The organism is Dehalococcoidia bacterium, from assembly GCA_021295915.1.
Lineage (GTDB): Bacteria > Chloroflexota > Dehalococcoidia > Lucifugimonadales > UBA1123 > VXRN01.
This window is the reverse complement of the sequence record JAGWBK010000001.1, coordinates 218,526-238,415: the sequence shown is the minus strand read 5'-3', so window position 1 is coordinate 238,415 and position 19,890 is coordinate 218,526. Positions and strand designations below refer to the sequence as shown.

Below are 19,890 nucleotides of genomic sequence, written 5' to 3'. Positions count from 1 at the left end.
GCCGGAATTGCAGAAGGTTCCTAGATCCAATGTCTCCAGGTGCTCGCCAAACTCTGACTCTGGACGCCAGTCCTACATCTGAAGTTGGGGCTATTCTGGGAGGCAACTTGAGGATCCTGACCGCAGTACTGACGATTGCCGTTGGGATCTTCGTCTTTGCATGCTCTGATGACGCGCCTCAGCCTGTTGCAGTTCCGGTATCGAGTCCAAGCGTGGCGAGTGTCGCCTCGACTCCAGTGCCCCAGGTCGCCGTTTCGACTCCGGTCCCCGATACCCAGGTGCCCGCTGCTGTGGAAGAGGCTACTGCCGCTTCAGACATCACGCCCTTTACTAATGTTGCTCCTCTCGCTCTAAAGGATGGCTTCGAGGTCTCCAACTATCGCCCCTCGGCCGTTGTTTTCGACTATGACAACGACGGTGACCAGGACCTCTATGTTACCCAGCATGCTGATCACTCGAACTTCCTGTACGACAACCAGGGAGATGGAACGTTCAAAGACGTTTCAGGAGATGCTGGCGTCGACCTCACCATCCAGAACAGCAGTGGAGCGATTGCGTGCGACCTGAACAACGACGGGTACAAAGACCTGTACGTTGGAGCCAGGGGGATCATTGGCGATGGCCTAGACTTCCGATCGGCAGAGGGTGCAGACACCGACTCGCGGCACCTTCAGGGGGTAATCGGTGATCGATTGCTGGTGAACGAGGGGGACGGAGCGTTCAAGGACATCACGGCGTCTGCGTTGGGTGGAGAAGTAAATCTCCGCTCAGCATCGAGTGCCGCCTGCGCCGACGTAAATGGCGATGGCTGGCTGGACATCTACGTCGGAAATGCCGTTGATGAAGACTGGTTTATGTTTGATCAGGCATCCCATGCTGGCCACTACAATGTGCTGTACCTAAACAATCGCGACCTCACGTTTGATGAGATTGCGAAGGATGCAGGTGTGGATGGCGGTCCAATCATGCTACGGGACCCTGACGGTAGACCTATTTACTACACCGACCCGGATACCGGGCTACAGTACGAGGGATACGACCCCAGCCTCCTGGATGCCCAGGGAAATCGAGTAGCTGACCCGTCCGGACGAACGCACGCGGTGCTGTTCTTCGACCACGATGATGACCGGGACCCAGACCTGTGGGTCGCTAATGACGGCCATCGCCCTTATGTCTTCCGAAACGACTCCACCCCAGGTCACGTGAAGTTCACACCCGTGGCTGAGGCAATGGGCGTTGATAAGTCAGGCAATTGGATGGGTTTTGCAGTAGGCGACTACGACGGGGATCAGGACTTAGACCTGTTCGTGACCAACGCTGGCTCTCACCTGCGGCTGTTTGAGCCTCAGGAGGAACCCGGCGGTGACTGTAGATACACAGAGCGATTTGACTGGGGCACGTGTCTCCACTATTTGCTGAGAAACGATGGCTCCAGTCAAGTGGAGGGTGTGGGTCTCATCGGCGGATTCGTGGATGTGGCCCCCCAGACCAGCGTCGCACCGAGTCCGCTGATGCCCCCAAGATCACTCGACAGTAAGAGGATACACCCGGATTGGGAACAGCCGACCGGGTTGTCAGCCTACGACTTCGGCTACGGAGCTACCTTCTTCGACTACGATAACGATGGAGATCAGGACGTCTACTGGCTGGGCTCTGAAGGGCCACCGGGCAAGAGCAGCTTTCCAGCGGCAGGACGCATGCTTAGGGGAGATGGGAAGGGGAGCTTTGAGGACATAACTGTTCGCGCACAGATGTTAGACATTTTGGATGTGGACTATTCGGTCCTCGACGCGGACGATCCTTCATTCAACCCTGACCGCCAGAGAATCAGCAGCAGGTTCCACCTCAATGGCAAGGCGCTTGCACATGCCGACCTGAACGGAGACGGATACCTCGACCTCGTGGGAACGAACAGCAGCGGTCCCGTTTGGGACAGTCTCACAAGCTCATGGGAGCCAAAACTGGGGCCCGTGTTTGTATGGATGAACGGTGGTGGGGATAACCACTGGATATCGCTACATCTGAAGGGACGAATGAGTATAGACGGCACCGGCAGCAACTCCGATGCGGTGGGAGCGAGAGTCTACCTAACGACTGGAGTTCACACGCAAGTCCAGGAGGTGCGCGCCGGGTCCAGCTACCTGTCGATGGACAGCATCGAGCTTGAGTTCGGGCTTGGCGACTCAGAATCGGTTGACGAAATCAGGGTGCTCTGGCCAAGTGGTCGGGATCAGATCCTTGAAGGTGTCGACGCGGATCAGGTCTTGGTGATAACGGAACCTGACTTGTAGGTCAATTGGCCGCACCCCTCCAATTCATGCCCCACGGCTCAACAGAGCCGACCTTGACATAGCATAGTGCGAACATTAGCGTTTAGCCCTGTCGGAAGAACAGCGAGTCAGGAGTGCCCTAATGGTCAGCTTGTCAGTCACACCTCCAGCAGGTCGTCCTCCGGCGGTAGGCACCAATGGAATGGCGGCTTCTGCCCATCCACTGGCGTCCCTGGCAGGCGTTCGAATGATGATGGCAGGGGGCAACGCCTTTGACGCTGCCGTAGCAGTCGCGTCGACCCTCAATGTGTGCGAGCCGTTCATGTCCGGCGCCGCAGGTGTGGGTGTCGCACTCGCGTACGTCGCGGCTGAAGACCGGGTCCGAGCCCTGAACTTCTCTGGAAGGATGCCGGCGGCTGCCGACCCAGAAGAATACGCAGAGAATGACAAAGACGTCGGTATCAAGTCGGCGCTGGTCCCGGGCAATGCCGCAGGCTGGCTGACTCTCCATGAGACTTACGGTCGACTCGATCGTGACCAGCTATTCGAGCCTGCTATTGGCTACGCCGCCAACGGGACTCCAATAACGCCTTTCAATGCCAAGTCGATAGGGAACTCCGTCCCAAGACTGTCTATGTTTCCTTCAAAAGGCATCTGGGTCAAGAATGGAAGCGGCCCGAGGGTGGGGGAGAGGGTCAGGCAGCCTCAACTCGCCGAATCACTAAAGGCAATTGCGAGCGGAGGCAAGGACGAGTTCTACAGGGGCGAGCTGGCCAGCCGAATCATTAAGGGCGCGCAGGAGCTTGGTGGGCAGTTCACTGAAGAAGATCTGGCGACTTACGATGCTGAATGGTGCGAGCCGATCAGCATCAACTATCGAGACTACGAGATATTCTCGGTTCCACCTAACTCGACCGGATTCCAATTACTGGAAACGCTAAAGCTCATGGAAGGCTTTAAAGGCTCCGACCTGATCTTCCAGCACCCGGAGACGCTGCATCTATACATCGAGAGCGTGAAGCTCGCGGTTGCCGACAGGATTAAGTGGGGCGGCGATCCTGACTACGTCAAAGCTCCGGTCAATGCCCTGCTTTCGGACGGCTACGCGAAGCAACAGCGTGCACGAATCGATCGCAACAAGGCCGCCGTTGTTTCTGGAGAGCAATTCAGCAGAATGGTGCCTTCAGGATCAGTCAAGGCTGGCAGCCCGGACGCATTCGACGGTGGTATGACCACGCACTTCGCGGTGGCAGACAGTGACGGCAATGTCGTCTCGGTTACCCAGACGTTGGGCGGTGGATTCGGCTCGGCCGTAGCACCTGGAGATACCGGCCTGTTCCTCAACAACATGGCGCACTGGTTCGATCTCGAAGAGGGCGCGCCAAACCGTCTCGAGGGCGGCAAGCGCGTGGACTTCTGTGTCGCCCCCACCCAGACCTTCAAGGACGGTAAGTTCCACGTGAGCCTGGGTACGCCCGGTAGTTGGGGGATTCTACAGACTACTCCACAGTTCGTGATGAACGTGCTGGACTTCGGGATGAATGTGCAGGAGGCGATTGAGGCGCCGCGCCTTCGGGTTTTCGAAGAACGCAGGGTAGTCATGGAGGAACGGTTCCCAGCGCCGGTGCGCATGGCACTTGCTGCAAAGGGTCATGACATCGACCTGGATGCTCCTTTCACCACTGCCGTCGGAGGGGCACAGGGAATCCAGGTGAACCGAGAAGAGGGCACGTTCCAGGGTGGTGCAGACCCCAGGCGTGACGGCACTGCGATCGGGTTCTAAATGGGTCAGCCCATGATGGACCGAAATCGACACTCACTGACCACTGGCAGCTAACGTCTCAAACAGCCCGAGGGTATTCTACGGCTGGTGGATAGTAGTAGCCGGCGGCGCTGCGATGTCCATCGCGTCTGGAATAAATTTCCACGGCTTCGGAAACTTCATCATACCGCTCGGCGAAGAGTTCGGGTGGAGCCGAACAACAATCTCTGTTGTTTTCAGCGTGGCGCGGCTGGAGTCCGGCCTCATTGGCCCTGTTGAAGGGTGGGCCGTCGACCGCTTTGGGCCTCGCAGACTGATTGCGGTAGGCATACCGCTCATGGGCCTGGGCTATATGGCGATGAGCCGTATCGACGGGCTGCTGGCGTTCTTCTTCGTCTACGTGTTCATGATCGCCCTTGGCAACAGCTTGGGCATGAGTACGCCCATTACCGCTTCCGTTGCAAACTGGTTCAACCGGAAGCGCGGTCTGGCATTCGGGATCATGTGGTCTGGTGTTGGCGTTGGGGGGCTGTTCGTGCCTGCCCTGGGATGGCTTGTTGAGACGTATGGATGGCGCCCGGCGGCGCTATTCGTTGGGGTGTTCATAGCAGTCCTGGGGGTACCTGTCGCAGCAGTCATGCGACATAGACCTGAGACGTACGGCTACTACCCGGATGGAATCGTACCAGAGGAAGTCAGAGCTTCAGGGGCAGCCCGTAGGCCTGTCCTACCCGACCTATCGAACGACTTCACAGCGCGCGAGGCGCTGCAAACGTCCAGCTTCTGGTATTTGACACTGTCCATCATGGCCCGTTCGCTGGTTAGCGGAGGAATTGGGCTACACCTTGTACCGTTCTTCATAGATCTCGGGGCGTCAAGCGTCACGGCAGCCGCGCTCGCCGGTTCTGTAGGGCTGATGAGTATACCCGGACGATTCGGACTTAGTGCTCTTGGCGACTACGTTAACAAGCGCTACGTGATGGTTGCCTCGCTTGCTTTGATGTCAGTATCAATCGTCTTTATGGCCCGCGCCCCAAGCGTAGCTGCCGTGATACCTATTCTCGTTGCGTTCTCAGCGTCTCAGGGAGGCATTTCCGTGATCCCACAATCTCTGATTGCGGACTACTTCGGACGCCGTTCATATGCGACGATCCAGGGATTCAGGTCCACAATCCAGATGCTTGGGATCATTGTCGGACCCATCATCAGCGGATACGTCTACGATACTACCGGCAGCTATACCATCGCCTTCTTTTCCTTCTCCGGTGCCGCACTGGTATCCATGGTCCTGGTCTTCATGGCCAGGGCACCTGTCAAGTCGCGGCAGACACAGAGAGCGCGCTCGTAGTCATTGGGGACGGTGAAGAATGCTGATCCCCGTCCGTCCCCAAATCAACTGTCTGACTGTTAGATCGCAGCTGCCAGAGCCGTCTTGGGAAGCTCCTTGGTGGGGTCAACAAACGGCACCTGCACCACCTGGGCATCGACGATTCCGTCCTTCGGAAGTTGGACCTTGACCTCAGTGCCGCGTCGCCAGTGTGACCTCGGCATCACGGCTAGGGCGATATTCGAACCCTGGGCGGGCGACCAGAAGGCGCTCGTGACGTAGCCCACGTCGTCGCCGGAGCCCCTGTCCTTTACGAGGTAAAAGTCCTCGTTGTACCAGGTGATGGGTTCGCCTCCCACTCGCAGTCCGACAAGCCGCTGCTGCACTCCCTCATCCTTAATCCTGGCCAGAGCTTCCTTGCCTATGTAGTCACCCTTCTGCAGATCGACCTGCCAGCCGAGACGCACCTCGAAGGGGTTACTCTCGATGTCCATGTCCTGGCCGTAGGAGAGAATACCGGCTTCCAGTCGCCGGATATGGCTTGGGGCAATGACTCCCAGATTGAACTCCTCACCCTGTTCCATGATGTAAGGCCAGATCTCGTCCGAGTAGAGCATCGCGTTGTGCAGGTAGATCTCGAAACCAACCTCCGCGGAGAAGCCGGTTCGCGAAATCGTCACTGGATAGCCGTTCACCTTATCGTGGATCAGTCCGTAGTAGGGTATCTCCCTCACGTGGGAGCCCACCATCTTTTCGAGTAGATCTACAGACTTGGGACCCTGAATCTGCACTGGCGAAACGTCTATCTCGTGAACTTCCGCGTTGAACCTGCCCGTGGAGTTGACACCCTGCGCCCAAAGAAGGACATCCGAATCTGAGATGCTGAACCAAAACTCGTCATCGGCTACGCGCAGGAGCACCGGGTCGTTGATTATGCCACCGTGCTGGTTGCACAGGATCACGTAGCGGGCCTGCATGGTAGGGACACGCTCGTAAACGTCACGTGTGATCAGGTAGTCCACAAATGCGGCTGCGTCAGGGCCTTTGACCTGAATCTGACGTTCGACGGCGACGTCCCACATACTCACGTGATTCGTTAATGTCTCGTACTCGGCCATAAGGCCACCGTCTTCGGGTTTGATGTACGCGCGAGGGTGATAAAGGTGGTTGTAAACCGTGTATGCCCAGCAGCCTGCGGCCTTCGACATGTGCCACCACGGAGACTTCCTGACGCGGGTCGAGATAAGCATCTTCGCGTCACTGTTTCCGCTCTGTCGAAGGTTTACAGGCAAGATCCTCTTCTTCAGACCGTCGATAACCAGAGTTTCCCCCATTATTTTCCTCCAGCTGTTCAGCCTTTATCTGACAACGCTACGTGATTCCGCTGTTTGATTTGTGCAAATTGTCTCCTTTCACTTGTTGGGTGGAACGAAAGGGCAGGGTGGAAGACGCAACATCCCCATAGTTCTCTGGAATTCCAGGAGGCGGGGATTCATCAGACACCCTGGGTGCTATCAATCAGACCAGGCCGGATCCCTCCAGAATCTCGGGAATGCGGGACTCCCAACCGATGGCCATAATGTGCGTACCGTCGCACATGTCGCGTACATCTCGGATGAGACGGGAAGTGATTTCGATGCTGGTCTCTGCCGGGACATCTGCTGAGTCCATCTCCTGGATTATGCTGTCCGGTACTGAAACACCAGGTAGATTCTCATCCAGAAACCTCGCCATTCGCGCCGACTTGAGGACAATCATGCCGGCAAGTACGGGCACTCCGAATCCCCGGGCGGTTTCCATGAACGTCTGGAACGTCGCGGCATCATAGACTGCCTGGGTCTGGAAGAAGGACGCTCCCATGCGCACCTTCTCCTCCATGCGGGCAAGCTCGACGTCCAGGTCATCGGCGCCAGGATTGGCGACGGCACCCGCAAGTATGGACGGGGTACCCCTAAGGTCGTTGCCGTACATGTCTGTGCCTGAGTTCATCGCTGAAACGGCCTCTAGCAGCGTCTCAGCCCTGAGATCGAATACTCCCACCGCATCTGGGTGATCGCCACGGCCGGGGGGGTCTCCGCTCATGCACAGGACATTGGTGACTCCCAGCGCGGCGGCCGCGAGTATCTCTCCCTCGATCGCAATGCGATTACGGTCGCGACCGGTCACCTGCAGTATGGGTTCAATGTTGCGGTCCCGCATCAGGTGCGCAGCGGCGATGGGCGCCATCGACATGTTGGCGCCAGGGGAGTCCGTAAGGTTGAATGCGTCAACCATGCCGCTGAGGGCATCGGCCTCCCTGAACAGCCTTCGGAGGTCTGTACCCTTCGGAGGGTTCAGCTCGGTGGTAACTACGAACTTGCCGGACTTCAGCGATTCGGAAAACGTCTGCAATTGAGCCTCCACAATCCGTCGGCTTCAACCACTTCTCAGGCGATGTCGAAGGTCGTCTCGCCCTTATCCAGCACTTTCTTCACAACGGACGCGAATTCTACCAATTCGGATTCTTCGGGAACACCAGATGAGCGAAGCTTTTCTTTGAACTGTTCGAAGAGCCAGTCTTCCTCACGACCCTGTGGGATATCGAAGAACCCTCTTTCGAAGCTCGGCAGTTCCCCAGGGCCGAAGTGTCCCTTGCCCTTCAAAGGGTAACCTTCGAGGTTCTCAGTGCCTTTCCCCAGCACTTCTCCAGTCTCCACGTAGTGTTCCATCACCGGCTTCATCCCGTACCGCTGGACGGGGCAGACGATCATGCAGACCGCACAGCCGTGATAGGTAACCATGATCGGGCGACAGCGTTCGTAGATGAGCTTGTTCTTCTCGACCCCGCGCCACCAGACCTTGTCTCGTGAAATTGCCCTTCCTGGGCAGCGATTAACGCAGACCTGGCACTCCTGGCAGAACTTGTGGATGCCGTAGTCCTCGGGCGTGTCGTATGTGACAGGAGCGTTGGTCGTGACTAGCATCAGTCTCGCTCGCGAACCGAAGTGTGGTGACAGTAGTTGACCGTTCGCGCCTAGCTGTCCCAGTCCCGCCTCGACGAACATTGGGATGTAAGGGCCGCTGCAGTCGTAACCATCGTGGACCTGCGCGTGGTAGCCCCTCGACCTGATGTATTCAGCCAGCTTCAGGCATCCAGCTTGCTCGAACTCGTAGGTCTCGAATCGCGCCTGGTCCGCCTCTGGACTCGGGCCTGACTGTGTCATCCGGTAGTCCTGCTCGTAAGCCAGACAGATGGCGTGCTCGAACTTTGCCCACCGTTTCTTGCCCGAGTAAGTGTAGTGACGGTCGTGTTTGGCGAATCCAACTTCACCAAATCCGAGCTCCCTGGCGAGTTGACGGATGCCATCCGTTAGATCCTCGCCCGCGACAGGCGTACCGGTCGGCTCTACGTCGCCGGACACCAGCCCGTCCTGGTACATCGGCTCCATTCGCTCGTCGTGGCCCTTCCTGAAGTCGTCGATGTCAGTCGACTGGTGGACGACTGCCCACTGGCGATCGGCGGATTTGTACACGGCCTGAGACTCGAGCGGATGCTCTCTGCTGTAGAAGGCCACGTCAACAGGTTTTTGGGGGATACCCGGTATCGTGGCAAGCTCAGCGGGAACCGGTATGTCGACACATGGATCACCAGACCGTCTGCCAGGCCTTGTTACCGTATGGCTTATCGACTCTTCCACCGAGACCACCTCCTGCCACAACTGCTGAGCGCGGAATGTACGCGCTTCTACTCACTGACTCTACGAATGGGTTGATAGGAGCGATTCCATCCTGACCGGACTAATATCCGATACTACTCGGATCTGTATTACACCTTCATCTTGGATCCGGTCGGGTCATACAGCGGTTCCTGAGCTACCGTGGCCTGCATACGTTCACCAAAGTAGACCACGTCTACACTTGTACCCACTTCGGCATGGCCCACTGGCAAGTAGCCGTAAACGATGCCTCGTCCGATTGAGTGGCCGTAGTTCGCGCTTGTTACGTAGCCGAGCACTTCGTCGCCGTCGACGATCGGTTCCTTGCCCGTGACGACTGCGTTGGGGTCGTCCAGGGTGATGCAGCAGAGCTTGTGCTTCACTCCGTTCGAGCGGACTTCTCTGAGGGCGTCCCTTCCGATGAAGTTACCCTTTCGCATCCTAACTGCGAACCCCGTCCCGGCCTCGTATGGGTTGTACTCAGTGTGGATGTCGTTGCCCCACAGCCGGTAGCCTTTCTCAAGTCGCAGAGAATCAAAGGCTCCTCCACCGGCGGCAATGACGCCCAGCGGCTGGCCTGCCTCCCACAGTATGTCCCAGAGCCTCAGGCCGTGTTCGCTGGGGGTGTAAATCTCCCAGCCGAGTTCTCCAACATAGGAGATGCGGAGCGCGAGCGCCGGTACTTCGGCGATGGTAATGGGCTTTGCCGTCATGTACGGGAACCCGTCGTTTGATAGGTCGTCGTCGCACACCCGGCTCAGCAGGTCCCGCGCTCGGGGACCCCACAGACCAATGCAGCAGGATCCCGACGAGGTGTCGGTGATACTGACAGAGCCGTCGTCCGGCATGTGGGACTCGATCCAGTGCAGGTCATGGAGTCCCATTCCTCCGCCCGTCACCACCATGAATCGGTCCTCAGCGAGTCGGGTTATCGTGAGGTCGCATTTCATGCCTCCGGAGGGAGTGAGCATCGGCGTGTATGTAATCGATCCGACAGGCTTGTTCATCTGATTGGCAGCAAGGCGTTGAAGTCCCTTGAGTGCACCCGGTCCGTCGACCTCGAACTTGGCGAACGGAGTCAGGTCGAACAGGGCGACGCGTTCGCGAGCTGCAACGTGTTCCGCTGCCACGGTGGGAGACCACTCTCGTGCCTCCCAGCCTGATCTCGACTCTCCTGCGACGGTCAGGGAATCCAGCAGACCCTCATTGGCGTCGTACCACTGAGGCCGCTCCCAGCCTGAGTTCTCGAAGAAGACGGCGCCCAATTCCTTCTGTCGAGTGTAGAACGGCGTCACCCTCACATTCCTGGGGTTCTCGATCTGCTGACGAGGGTGAATGATGTCGTACACCTCGCGGTACTGCTGGGCAGACCTTGTCTTGACGTAGGGGCGACTGAACGCGTGAGGATGGAACCGTCTGATGTCGCACTCTCGAAGGTCGGTTGTAGGTTCACCGTTGACGATCCACTCGGCAACCGCTCTCCCGACGCCACCAGCGTGAGTGATCCAAACGGCCTGTGCTGACCAGAATCCCTTGAGACTGGGAGACTCTCCGAGAATGGGGAATCCGTCCTGGGTGAATGAAAACATGCCGTTGAACTTACGCGTTAGCCCGACTCCCTCGAGGTCAGGGAGAAGTTTGCCGGCAGCCGTCATCGCCTTCTCGAAATGTTCTGGTGTGAATTCCGTCTCAGCAGGGGCAATTGGAGCCTCATCAATGGGCAGAATGTCGCTGGCCTCAACGAGGAGTGGCTCATGATTGTACGAGCCGATGCCGTAGCTCTCGCCTTCCTGCCGGAAGTAAATGGACGCGTCCTGGTGCCGGAGAAGCGGCTGGGTGACTTCCCCCATAGCTCCAGCGAGGCCGGGAAGGGGAGTTGTTACAGCGTAGAGGTGCTCCATCGGGGAAAGCGGTATGGAGACACCTGCCAATCCCCCGAGCTTCGGCGCCCAGATGCCTACTGCGGCCACCACCAGGTCTGTCTCGATGTCGCCCTGTGTTGTCTGCACACCGCAGACACGGCCGTTCTCGATGCTGAAGCCAGTCACTTCGACATGGCCGAAGAGTGAGGCACCATTCTGCTCCGCATACCTCGCCATCGCCTCTGCAGGCCTCGTGGCCCTCGTGTGGATGTCTGACGGAACGTACAGCGCGCCTTTTATGCGGTCCGAAAGCATCGGAATCATGGCGCGGGCCTCGCTGGGACTGATAAGGTGGGCCTCGACCCCCCAACTCATGCCGTACCCAGCCTTGCGCTTCAGGTCGGTGAATCTCTCGTCGGTCCAGGCGACCTCAAGGCTTCCCACCGGATTGGCGCAGAGCTCGCCCGCCAGTTCCAACTGCTTCCACAGGTCCACCGTGTAGCTCGAGAAGTTGGTCATGGTCTTAGACGCGTTGAGCTGGAAGACCAGACCCGGGGCATGAGACGTGGAACCCCCGGTTTCGAATAGGGGACCCTGATCGACGAGTACTACATCACGCCAACCCAGCTTTGCCAGGTGGTAGGCGACGCTACATCCGGCTATGCCTGCGCCGACGATTACGGCTCTGGCCCTCTCTGGCAGCTTGATGTCAGCCATCTCAAGCGTCCTTCGCATGTACTAAGTCGAAACCGGTGTTGGTTTGCTGTGGTGGACTAGTGCCAGAAAGTCGGTGCGAATGTAAGTCTGTCTTAGTGTTTGCATTCTAACCCAAGTTTGGGAATTGGCAATACGAATTCCGACAACTTTTCTTGACTCTACTTTTGACGCTGTGCTAGCGTTTTCGAGATAGACACAGGCTACGAAAGGGAGTATTAGAGGTCGGTATCGGCCCAAGAGAGCCGGGGAGAGGTGAGAGCCCGGCGCAGTGACCGACTTGAACTCGCCCTCGAGCTTCCGGCCCGAAAGTAACCATTAAGGTCGGACGGTTAGCACCGTTACAGCTCAATGAGCGTCCGTTTGCGTAAGCGACGGAAATCAGGGTGGTACCGCGGGTATCGAATCGACGGCCCGTCCCTAGCAGGGGACGGGTTTTTTTGTTGGAGAGTTGGGAGCCGGGTAGCTAAGTGGTCAGCCGTTAGGCTGCCAACGGTTGGAGAGAGTTATCAGATGGCAACTACTGCATCGCATAGTTCCCGAATGTCATACGACCATCATGACATGCAGACGAGGTGGAGCGATCGCTGGGAGGAAGGCGGGATCTACACCGTTGAAGACGACGATCCGCGTCCCAAGTGGTACGAGCTCCACATGTATCCGTATCCGTCTGGGGACCTCCATGTCGGTCACTGGTTCGCGATGACTGGCGCAGATGTCCATGCCCGTTTCATGCGAATGAAGGGCTACAACGTTCTGCACCCGATGGGCTTCGACGCCTTCGGACTGAACGCCGAGAACGCGGCCATCAAAAACGGCATCCATCCGCATAAATGGACCATGTCCAACATCGAAAACATGCGTCGTCAGCTACGATCGATGGGGCCGATGTACGACTGGGACCGCGAAGTGGTTACGTGTACGCCTGACTACTACAGGTGGAACCAGTGGTTCTTCCTGCAGCTCTACAAGAATGGCCTCGCCTACAGATCCGACGCTCCTGTCAACTGGTGCCCGTCCTGTCAGACCGTGCTGGCCAACGAGCAGGTCGTTAATGGCCTGTGCGAGAGGTGCGACACGTCAGTGGTCCACAGGGACATGGAGCAGTGGTTCTTCAAGATTACCGACTATGCGGATGAACTGCTCGATCACTCCAAGATGGACTGGCCTGACCGCATCAACGCAATGCAGACGAACTGGATCGGGCGGTCTGAGGGTGTTGAAGTAGATTTCGACATATCCGAGCACGGACTGGAAGAGAAGGCAATACGCACGTTCACGACGCGAATCGACACCGTGTTCGGGGTCACGTTCATCGTGCTGGCCCCGGAGCATCCGCTCGTCGCCAAGTTGACAACCAGCGAGCATCGGGAGGAAGTCCAGGCCTACGTCGAAGAGGCGCGGCTCCAAACTGAGATCGAGCGCCTTTCAACCGAAAAAGAAAAGACAGGCGTATTCACCGGCTCGTTTGCAGTCAACAAGCTGAACAGCGAGCGAGTACCAATCCTGGTGGCGGACTACGTCCTGCTGAGCTACGGCACGGGCATGGTGATGGGCGTTCCTGCGCACGACGAGCGCGACTTCGTGTTCGCGAAGAAGTACGACCTGCCCATTCGTACCGTGATCGCTCCTCCTGACTGGGATGGGTCCGACCTCGAAGAGGCCTATATTGAGCCGGGAACGCAGGTCAATTCAGGCCAGTTCGATGGCATGTCCAATGCTGAGGGCCTCGAAAGAATCGCCGATTTCGTCGAGGCTAACGGTTGGGGAGAGAGGTCAGTCAACTACCGGATGCGTGACTGGCTCATAAGCCGTCAGCGTTACTGGGGTACTCCCATACCGATCGTATTCTGCGAGAATTGTGGGGAAACCCCGGTGCCCGATTCGGACCTGCCCGTACTGCTTCCAGAAGACGCTGAGTTCCTGCCCACAGGCGACTCACCGTTGGCCCTTCACGAGGGCTTCGTCAACACGACCTGTCCTGACTGCGGCAGCCCCGCCAAGCGGGAGACCGATACGATGGACACATTTGTCGACTCGTCGTGGTACTTCCTGCGCTATGCGAGTCCTCACTTCGAGGACGGCCCGTTCGACCCCAATGCTCTGGGACAGTGGGGAGCCGTAGATCAGTATACGGGTGGCGTCGAGCATGCGGTAATGCATCTGCTCTATGCGCGCTTCTTCGTCAAGGCGCTGCGGGACCTGGGCTACCTCGACTTCGATGAACCCTTCGTGCGGCTGGTGAACCAGGGCACCATCGTCTTCAACCACCAGAAGATGAGCAAGTCCAGGGGGAACGTGATTGCCCCCGATGCCTACGTGTCCGACGTTGGCAGCGACGTTGTCCGCACCTACATGATGTTCATGGGGCCGTGGGAGGCTGGAGGGGAGTGGAACGACGATGGCATAAACGGGATGGCCCGCTGGACCAACCGAGTCTGGGACCTCACAACCCGCGATGCCAGCCTGCTGGACGAGTCGGACACGCATCCCGATGCGGTAAATGGCCTGCGGCGCCTTCAGCACCAGACAATCAAGAAGGTCACGGAAGATGTTGAGCGGTTCAAATTCAATACCGCCATTGCGTCCATGATGGAGTTTTCCAACTCTCTGGGTCAGGTGTGGGACGCGGGTGTGATCGACTCCGAAGCGTGGACCGATGCTGTTAAGTGCCTGGCTCTATTGATGTCACCGGTGACACCATTCCTTGCTGAGGAGATGTGGGACCAGATAGGCGAGTCATTCAGCGTCCACCAGCAGCCCTGGCCTGAGTGGGACGCAGATCTTGCCGCCGACGAGACGATCACGTTAGTCGTGCAGGTCAACGGTCGTCTGCGGGACCGGATCGATGTGCCAGCGGACATCTCTGAAGAAGACGCCAAGGCAAGGGCGTTAGAGTCCGATAGAGCCAAGACTCACACTGAGGGCAAGGAGGTCCGCCGCGTGATCTACGTACCGGGTCGCCTGGTGAATATCGTCGCCAACTAACTCAGAACCTGACGGACAGAAAATGTCGCGAGCCGCTTGCCCTCGGGCAGGCGGCTCGTTCCCTTTTATGCAATCACCTTGAAGTCGTACTGGGTGGTGTTGAGGGAGCCGTCCGAGAAGCGGCTCATTCTCAGCGTCGAAATGTCTACCAGTTTCGATTCACCTTCTAGCATTAGCTCCGCCATGCACACGCCAACCGCGGGTGCGAGCTTGAATCCGTGGCCGCTGAAGCCGGTGCAGATGTACAGGCCCTCGATGCCGTCGACGCGGTCCATGACGGGATGCAGATCGGGGGTAGTGGTGTAGAGGCCGGCGTAGCCGTGAGCCAGCTGGCCGTCAGCGATGCCGGGGATGCGCATGGCAAGGCGGCTCCACACATCCTGGACGTAGTCTGTACTTGCCCTCTGGTTGTACGTGTCCGGGTCGGCCTCTTCTTCTCGGTTGCCATTGCCGACGAGGGTCAGGTTGTCGGCTTCTGGACGGAAGTAGATCAGATTGGTCATGTCTCCGCCACCGGGGTGCTGGCCGACACCAGTTTCCGATCGCCTGATTAAGATGACCTCGTGCCTCGTTGCGAGGAGGGGAAGGTCGATTTCAAGGTGGGCGAGGAACCTCGAAGACCACGGCCCAGTGGCGATGATGGCAGTGTCGGTCGAGTACAGCTCTGCCCCTGTTCTAACGCCGACTACTCGTCCGTTTTCAACTTCAACGGACGCAACGGGCGACTCCAGCACAACAGTCGCTCCCAGCTCGCGTGCGCGCATCGTAAACGCCAGCGCAGTGCCGGAAGGGTCTCCGTGCCCGGACCGGTCCTCCCATGCGAAATGCTCGTCCTCGCCGAGGTGGAAGTCCGGGGCTAGTTCTTTGGCTTCCCGCCAGCTTACGATGCGAGTGTCGATCCCGACTTCCCGCTGCATTTCGATGTTGTGATGGAAGCCGTCAACCTCGCGGTGCGGTGCGATGACCATGTAACCGGTTCTGACGAAGCCCGGGTCGCCGTCGCCACCGACCTCGTCTCCCCAATTCTGAAAGACGTGAAGACTCTCCCATGCTAGTCGTGCATTGACCTCGGTTGAGTAGTGCATACGAATGGCGCCGGAGGAACGTCCCGTGGAGCCTGAACCGAGCGTGTCGCGCTCCAGAAGGATTGGACTATCCACGCCTCGCTTCGCGAGATTGAACAGTATGCTCGCTCCCATGACACCGCCGCCAATAACCACGGCGCTAGCCGTTACTGCCATCGGTTTCCGCCTCCTGAGAGATTTCGCCTATAATACCCGCGCCAAGCCGTGTTCACAACGAATGCCGTTTGTGATTCGTTAACGAGTCTGCTCCACCTGTGAGCGTTACAAAGGGATCTTCAATCGGGAGAGGAAAATGGAGTTCAACGTTGCGGTCCTGCCCGGAGACGGCATCGGGCCGGAGGTGACTACCGAGGCCGTGAAGGTAATGGACGCTGTGGGCCGACGCTTCGGGCACTCGTTCAACACAGAGCAGGGACGAGTCGGGGGGAATGCGATCGACGACTTCGGCACTCCGCTCCCGGACGATACGGTGGAGCTCTGTCGGAGGTCAGACGCAATCCTGTTCGGTGCCGTGGGCGGTCCCAAGTGGGACGACCCTCAGAACACGGTAAGACCCGAGGATGGGATTCTAGCCATCAGGAAGAGCCTCGGCCTGTTCGCCAACCTTCGCCCGGTGAAGGTATATCCCGCACTGATTAACTCCAGCCCCATCAAGCCGTCGCTGCTTGAGGGAGTTGATATGATCGTCCTTCGCGAACTGACAGGCGGCCTGTACTTCGCAAAGCCCAAGCGCCGCTGGACGACCAAGACAGGTAGAAGAGGTGTGGACACCCTTCGGTACACGGAGCACGAGATCGAGCGCATCGTGAGAGTTGCTTTCGAACTGGCCAGATCCCGTAGGAGCCAACTTACAAGCGTCGATAAGGCCAATGTGCTGGAGTCGTCACGTCTCTGGCGCCAAGTCACAGAGGAAGTCCACGAGGACTATCCCGACGTCGAGTTGGAGCATGTGCTGGTGGATGCGGCTGCGATGGCTCTCATCCGCAATCCTGCGCACTACGACGTAATAGTCGCTGAGAACATGTTCGGTGACATTCTGACGGACGAGGCAGCAGTTCTATCTGGTTCGATGGGGATGCAACCATCGGCTTCGCTGGCAGGGATGCCAGGGTCTTCAACCGGCTCTGTAAGCCTCTACGAGCCCATCCACGGCTCTGCCCCTGACATAGCAGGGCAGGGAATCGCAAACCCGATCGGCATGGTGCTCAGCATGGCGATGATGCTCAGGCTCTCATTCGGACTGGATGAAGAGGCGAGCGCAGTGGAGTCCGCCGTCGAAGGCGTACTTTCAGAAGGTTACCGCACCGCAGATATCGGGGCCGACGGCGGCGACGTTGTCAGCACAGAGCGAATGGGGACGGTGCTCGCAGGGCGCGTTTAGCCCATGCCCTGAGTGTGAGGTTCCAAGTTACGGTTGTCGTTTGACGCCGAATTTTGGCCGAACCTAGAATGAACCATCTATTTGAAACTAGGAGGAGTGGTATGGCGAGGGCGGCTTCCAAAGGCGAGATGCCGAGAGCTTACGATCCGGGCTCCGTTGAAGGTCCGATCTACAAGTTCTGGAACGAGAGCGGGTTCTTCAGGCCGGAGATCGACCACTCGAAGAAGCCATTCGTTGTAATCATGCCGCCGCCCAACGTTACCGGTGAGCTCCACATGGGGCACGCCCTGACCATTGCCGTCGAAGACCTGATGGTCAGGTGGCACAGAATGCTTGGCGAGCCCGCTCTGTACCTGCCAGGTTCCGACCATGCTGGTATAGCAACGCAGGTCGTCGTGGAGCGTCAGCTTGCATCCGACGGTCTTAGCCGGCACGACCTGGGACGGGACGGGTTCATTGAGCGAGTGTGGTCCTGGGTTGACGACTACGGTGACCGAATCTACCGTCAAACTGAGCGACTCGGCGCTTCCTGTGACTGGAGTCGCAAGGCGTTCACACTGGATGCTGGCCCCGCGCTGGCCGTGAGGACGACGTTCGTCAACCTCTACAGGAAGGGCCTCATCTACAAGGGAACACGCATCACGAATTGGTGTCCGAGGTGCCGAACTGCTCTTTCCGACCTGGAGGTCAAGCACCAGGATGAGAAGTCGGGGCTGTACCACATCCGCTATCCGCTGGAGGACGGCTCCGGTCATCTGACGATCGCGACCACGAGGCCTGAGACGATGCTTGGCGACACGGCTGTAGCCGTCAATCCTGATGACGAACGATATTCCCAATTCATCGGTAAGAGCGTGAAGCTGCCCATTATGGGACGTTCGATCCCAGTCATTGCTGACGAAGCGGTGGAGCTGGGATTTGGTACCGGGGCGCTCAAGGTTACGCCGGGCCACGATCCGACGGACTACGAAATTGGCGAGCGGCACAACATCGATACCGTAAACATCCTGAACCTGGACGGCACGCTCAATGAGAATGCAGGTGAGTTCGCGGGACTTACTGTTGACGAGGCGCGTACAGGTGTTGTTGCCCGTCTTGAAGAGGAAGGCATTCTCCAAGGAATAGAGGACTTCAGCCATGCCGTGGGTCACTGCGACCGCTGCGACGAGGTCGTCGAGCCGATTGTCACAGACCAGTGGTACGTCAGGATGGGACCTCTTGCCGAGCCCGCCCGCGCCGCAGTCGTGGACGGCGAAATCAGCATCGTTCCCGAGCGCTTCACAAAGGTGTATCTCAACTGGATGGACAACATCAGGGATTGGCCGATCAGCCGCCAACTCTGGTGGGGCCACCGCATACCTGTGTGGTACTGCGAGAAGGGGTGCCAGATCGTCGAGATGGAGGACCCCACGAGTTGCCCTGAGTGCGGTAGTACCCAACTGGAGCGCGACCCTGATGTGCTCGACACCTGGTTCAGCTCAGGGCTGTGGACACATTCGACGCTGGGATGGCCCGGCGACACTGACGACTTCGACTACTTCTACCCGACGTCCGTCATGGAGACAGGTCACGACATCCTGTTCTTCTGGGTTGCCAGGATGATCTTCATGGCAATAGAGAACACGGGTGAATCGCCGTTCCACACGGTCTATCTGCACGGCCTCGTTCGCGACCCCGAAGGCGTGAAGATGAGCAAGACCAAGGGGAACGTGGTCGACCCTCTCGAGCTTGTGGACATCTACGGGGCGGATGCCGTCAGGTTCGCCCTCACCACTGGAACTACCGCGGGCAACGACATGAGGATGAACGAGCAGAGGCTGGAAGCCAGCCGAAACTTCGTGAACAAGTTGTGGAACGCCGCTCGGTTCGTGATCGCCAATCTAGAAGGCGCGACGGGTCTGGGAGATTGGCAGGAGCCTGGCAGTCTCGAACATCGAGAAGACCGCTGGATCGTCAGCAGGCTCAATCGCGTAGCCGATCAAGTCGACTCACACATGAGAGCCTACCAGTTCGGGGAAGCGCAGAGAGTCGTTCACGACTTCCTCTGGAACGAGTATTGCGACTGGTACATAGAGATGTCCAAGATCAGGCTGAGGACCGGAGATGGTCAGTCTCCGTTGCCTGTTTTAGCGCACGTGCTTGAGCGTACCCTCAGGCTGCTGCACCCGTTCCTACCGTTTGCTACCGAGGAAATCTGGAGTAGGCTGACAGCAGTTCTACCAGAAGTGGAAGACCCGCCCGAAGCGGCCATGCTCGCTCCGTACCCACAGGCTGATCCGTCACGGTATGACGCAGAGGCCGAGGGTGAGGTCGGGTCTGTCGTCGAGATTGTCCGGGCAGCCCGCAATCTCAGGGCAGAGTTCCGTATAGAGAACAACCAGCAGCTAACGGCGCAGCTCGCGGTCGCCAACGGGACTTCTTCGGTGTTCCAGGACGCCATGGGGTTTATCGAGTCCCAGGCCAGGATCGCACTTGAAGTTACTCCTTCAGAGACTACCGAGCAGGGCTCTGCGGATCAGGCCGTGCAGGTGCTCAACGCGGGCACTCTGGCCGTCTCTCTGGAGGGCCTGGTGGACCTCGATGAAGAGACGGAACGCCTCAAGAGCGAACTCGCGGACCTCCGCAAGTACCAGGTCAGGGTGTCCAAGAACCTGCAGAACGAGAACTTCGTCAATCGCGCCCCCGAAGAAGTCGTCGATAGGGAACGCGACAGGCTGTTCAGCACCGAGGCGCGAATCGAACGCCTTGTTGAGATTCTTGATCGCCTGTCTGCATAGGCGACGGCGCTAGACGTGCAGGGTTAACC

The 19,890-nt window shown here is 58.3% G+C and carries 11 protein-coding genes and 1 other annotated feature; of the genes, 6 read left to right on the top strand and 5 right to left on the bottom strand.

Annotated elements, in window-relative coordinates; genetic code table 11:
- The first annotated feature begins 107 nt into the window (after window positions 1-107).
- The 3 genes from J4G14_01055 to J4G14_01045 all read left to right on the top strand — a co-directional run bounded on the left by J4G14_01055 (window position 108) and on the right by J4G14_01045 (window position 5,380).
- A complete protein-coding gene (locus tag J4G14_01055; protein ID MCE2456390.1) occupies window positions 108-2,291 on the top strand; it encodes a CRTAC1 family protein in 2,184 nt (727 codons plus the stop codon).
- 121 nt (window positions 2,292-2,412) lie between these two features.
- The gene (gene ggt / locus J4G14_01050; protein ID MCE2456389.1) at window positions 2,413-4,053 is read left to right on the top strand and encodes a gamma-glutamyltransferase; all 1,641 of its coding nucleotides are present in this window, start codon (window positions 2,413-2,415) and stop codon (window positions 4,051-4,053) included.
- A gap of 115 nt (window positions 4,054-4,168) precedes the next feature.
- Complete coding sequence (locus tag J4G14_01045; GenBank protein MCE2456388.1) at window positions 4,169-5,380, top strand: MFS transporter; 1,212 nt, start codon at window positions 4,169-4,171, stop codon at window positions 5,378-5,380.
- 59 nt (window positions 5,381-5,439) lie between these two features.
- Here J4G14_01045 and J4G14_01040 read toward each other — a convergent pair whose 3' ends face one another.
- The 4 genes from J4G14_01040 to J4G14_01025 all read right to left on the bottom strand — a co-directional run bounded on the left by J4G14_01040 (window position 5,440) and on the right by J4G14_01025 (window position 11,633).
- The gene (locus J4G14_01040) at window positions 5,440-6,693 is read right to left on the bottom strand and encodes an aminomethyl transferase family protein (protein MCE2456387.1); all 1,254 of its coding nucleotides are present in this window, start codon (window positions 6,691-6,693) and stop codon (window positions 5,440-5,442) included.
- A 184-nt stretch (window positions 6,694-6,877) separates the two neighbouring features.
- A complete protein-coding gene (locus J4G14_01035) occupies window positions 6,878-7,750 on the bottom strand; it encodes a methylenetetrahydrofolate reductase (GenBank protein ID MCE2456386.1) in 873 nt (290 codons plus the stop codon).
- Window positions 7,751-7,785: 35 nt separating this feature from the next.
- Window positions 7,786-9,036 carry a hypothetical protein gene (locus J4G14_01030; GenBank protein MCE2456385.1) on the bottom strand — a complete coding sequence of 417 codons (1,251 nt, stop codon included), beginning with the start codon at window positions 9,034-9,036 and terminating at the stop codon, window positions 7,786-7,788.
- 128 nt (window positions 9,037-9,164) lie between these two features.
- On the bottom strand, window positions 9,165-11,633 hold the full coding sequence (locus tag J4G14_01025) for a GcvT family protein (GenBank protein MCE2456384.1): 2,469 nt from the start codon (window positions 11,631-11,633) through the stop codon (window positions 9,165-9,167).
- 193 nt (window positions 11,634-11,826) lie between these two features.
- Window positions 11,827-12,055 (top strand) — a binding site (T-box leader).
- A 118-nt stretch (window positions 12,056-12,173) separates the two neighbouring features.
- Here J4G14_01025 and leuS point away from each other — a divergent pair.
- Entirely contained in the window at window positions 12,174-14,618 is a 2,445-nt protein-coding gene (gene leuS, locus J4G14_01020) for a leucine--tRNA ligase (GenBank protein MCE2456383.1), read from the top strand.
- Between the two features lie 65 nt (window positions 14,619-14,683).
- On the opposite strand, the gene J4G14_01015 is transcribed toward leuS, so the two are convergent.
- Window positions 14,684-15,859 (bottom strand): FAD-binding oxidoreductase, encoded by a 1,176-nt coding sequence (locus J4G14_01015; GenBank protein MCE2456382.1) that lies wholly within the window; start codon window positions 15,857-15,859, stop codon window positions 14,684-14,686.
- Window positions 15,860-15,995: 136 nt separating this feature from the next.
- On the opposite strand from J4G14_01015, the gene leuB reads away from it, so the two are divergent.
- Together leuB and J4G14_01005 are read left to right on the top strand one after the other, a co-directional pair.
- The gene (gene leuB / locus J4G14_01010) at window positions 15,996-17,084 is read left to right on the top strand and encodes a 3-isopropylmalate dehydrogenase (protein ID MCE2456381.1); all 1,089 of its coding nucleotides are present in this window, start codon (window positions 15,996-15,998) and stop codon (window positions 17,082-17,084) included.
- A 101-nt stretch (window positions 17,085-17,185) separates the two neighbouring features.
- Window positions 17,186-19,861, top strand: a complete 2,676-nt coding sequence (locus J4G14_01005) for a valine--tRNA ligase (protein ID MCE2456380.1) — start codon at window positions 17,186-17,188, stop codon at window positions 19,859-19,861.
- Window positions 19,862-19,890: the final 29 nt, after the last annotated feature.

Excerpts from the sequence above, each read along its gene's own strand:
- J4G14_01040 (MCE2456387.1), bottom strand. The coding sequence starts at position 6,693 with ATGGGGGAAACTCTGGTTATCGACGGTCTGAAGAAGAGGATCTTGCCT.
- ggt (MCE2456389.1), top strand. The coding sequence starts at position 2,413 with ATGGTCAGCTTGTCAGTCACACCTCCAGCAGGTCGTCCTCCGGCGGTA.
- J4G14_01005 (MCE2456380.1), top strand. The coding sequence starts at position 17,186 with ATGGCGAGGGCGGCTTCCAAAGGCGAGATGCCGAGAGCTTACGATCCG.
- leuB (MCE2456381.1), top strand. The coding sequence starts at position 15,996 with ATGGAGTTCAACGTTGCGGTCCTGCCCGGAGACGGCATCGGGCCGGAG.
- J4G14_01045 (MCE2456388.1), top strand. The coding sequence starts at position 4,169 with ATGTCCATCGCGTCTGGAATAAATTTCCACGGCTTCGGAAACTTCATC.
- J4G14_01025 (MCE2456384.1), bottom strand. The coding sequence starts at position 11,633 with ATGGCTGACATCAAGCTGCCAGAGAGGGCCAGAGCCGTAATCGTCGGC.
- leuS (MCE2456383.1), top strand. The coding sequence starts at position 12,174 with ATGTCATACGACCATCATGACATGCAGACGAGGTGGAGCGATCGCTGG.
- J4G14_01015 (MCE2456382.1), bottom strand. The coding sequence starts at position 15,859 with ATGGCAGTAACGGCTAGCGCCGTGGTTATTGGCGGCGGTGTCATGGGA.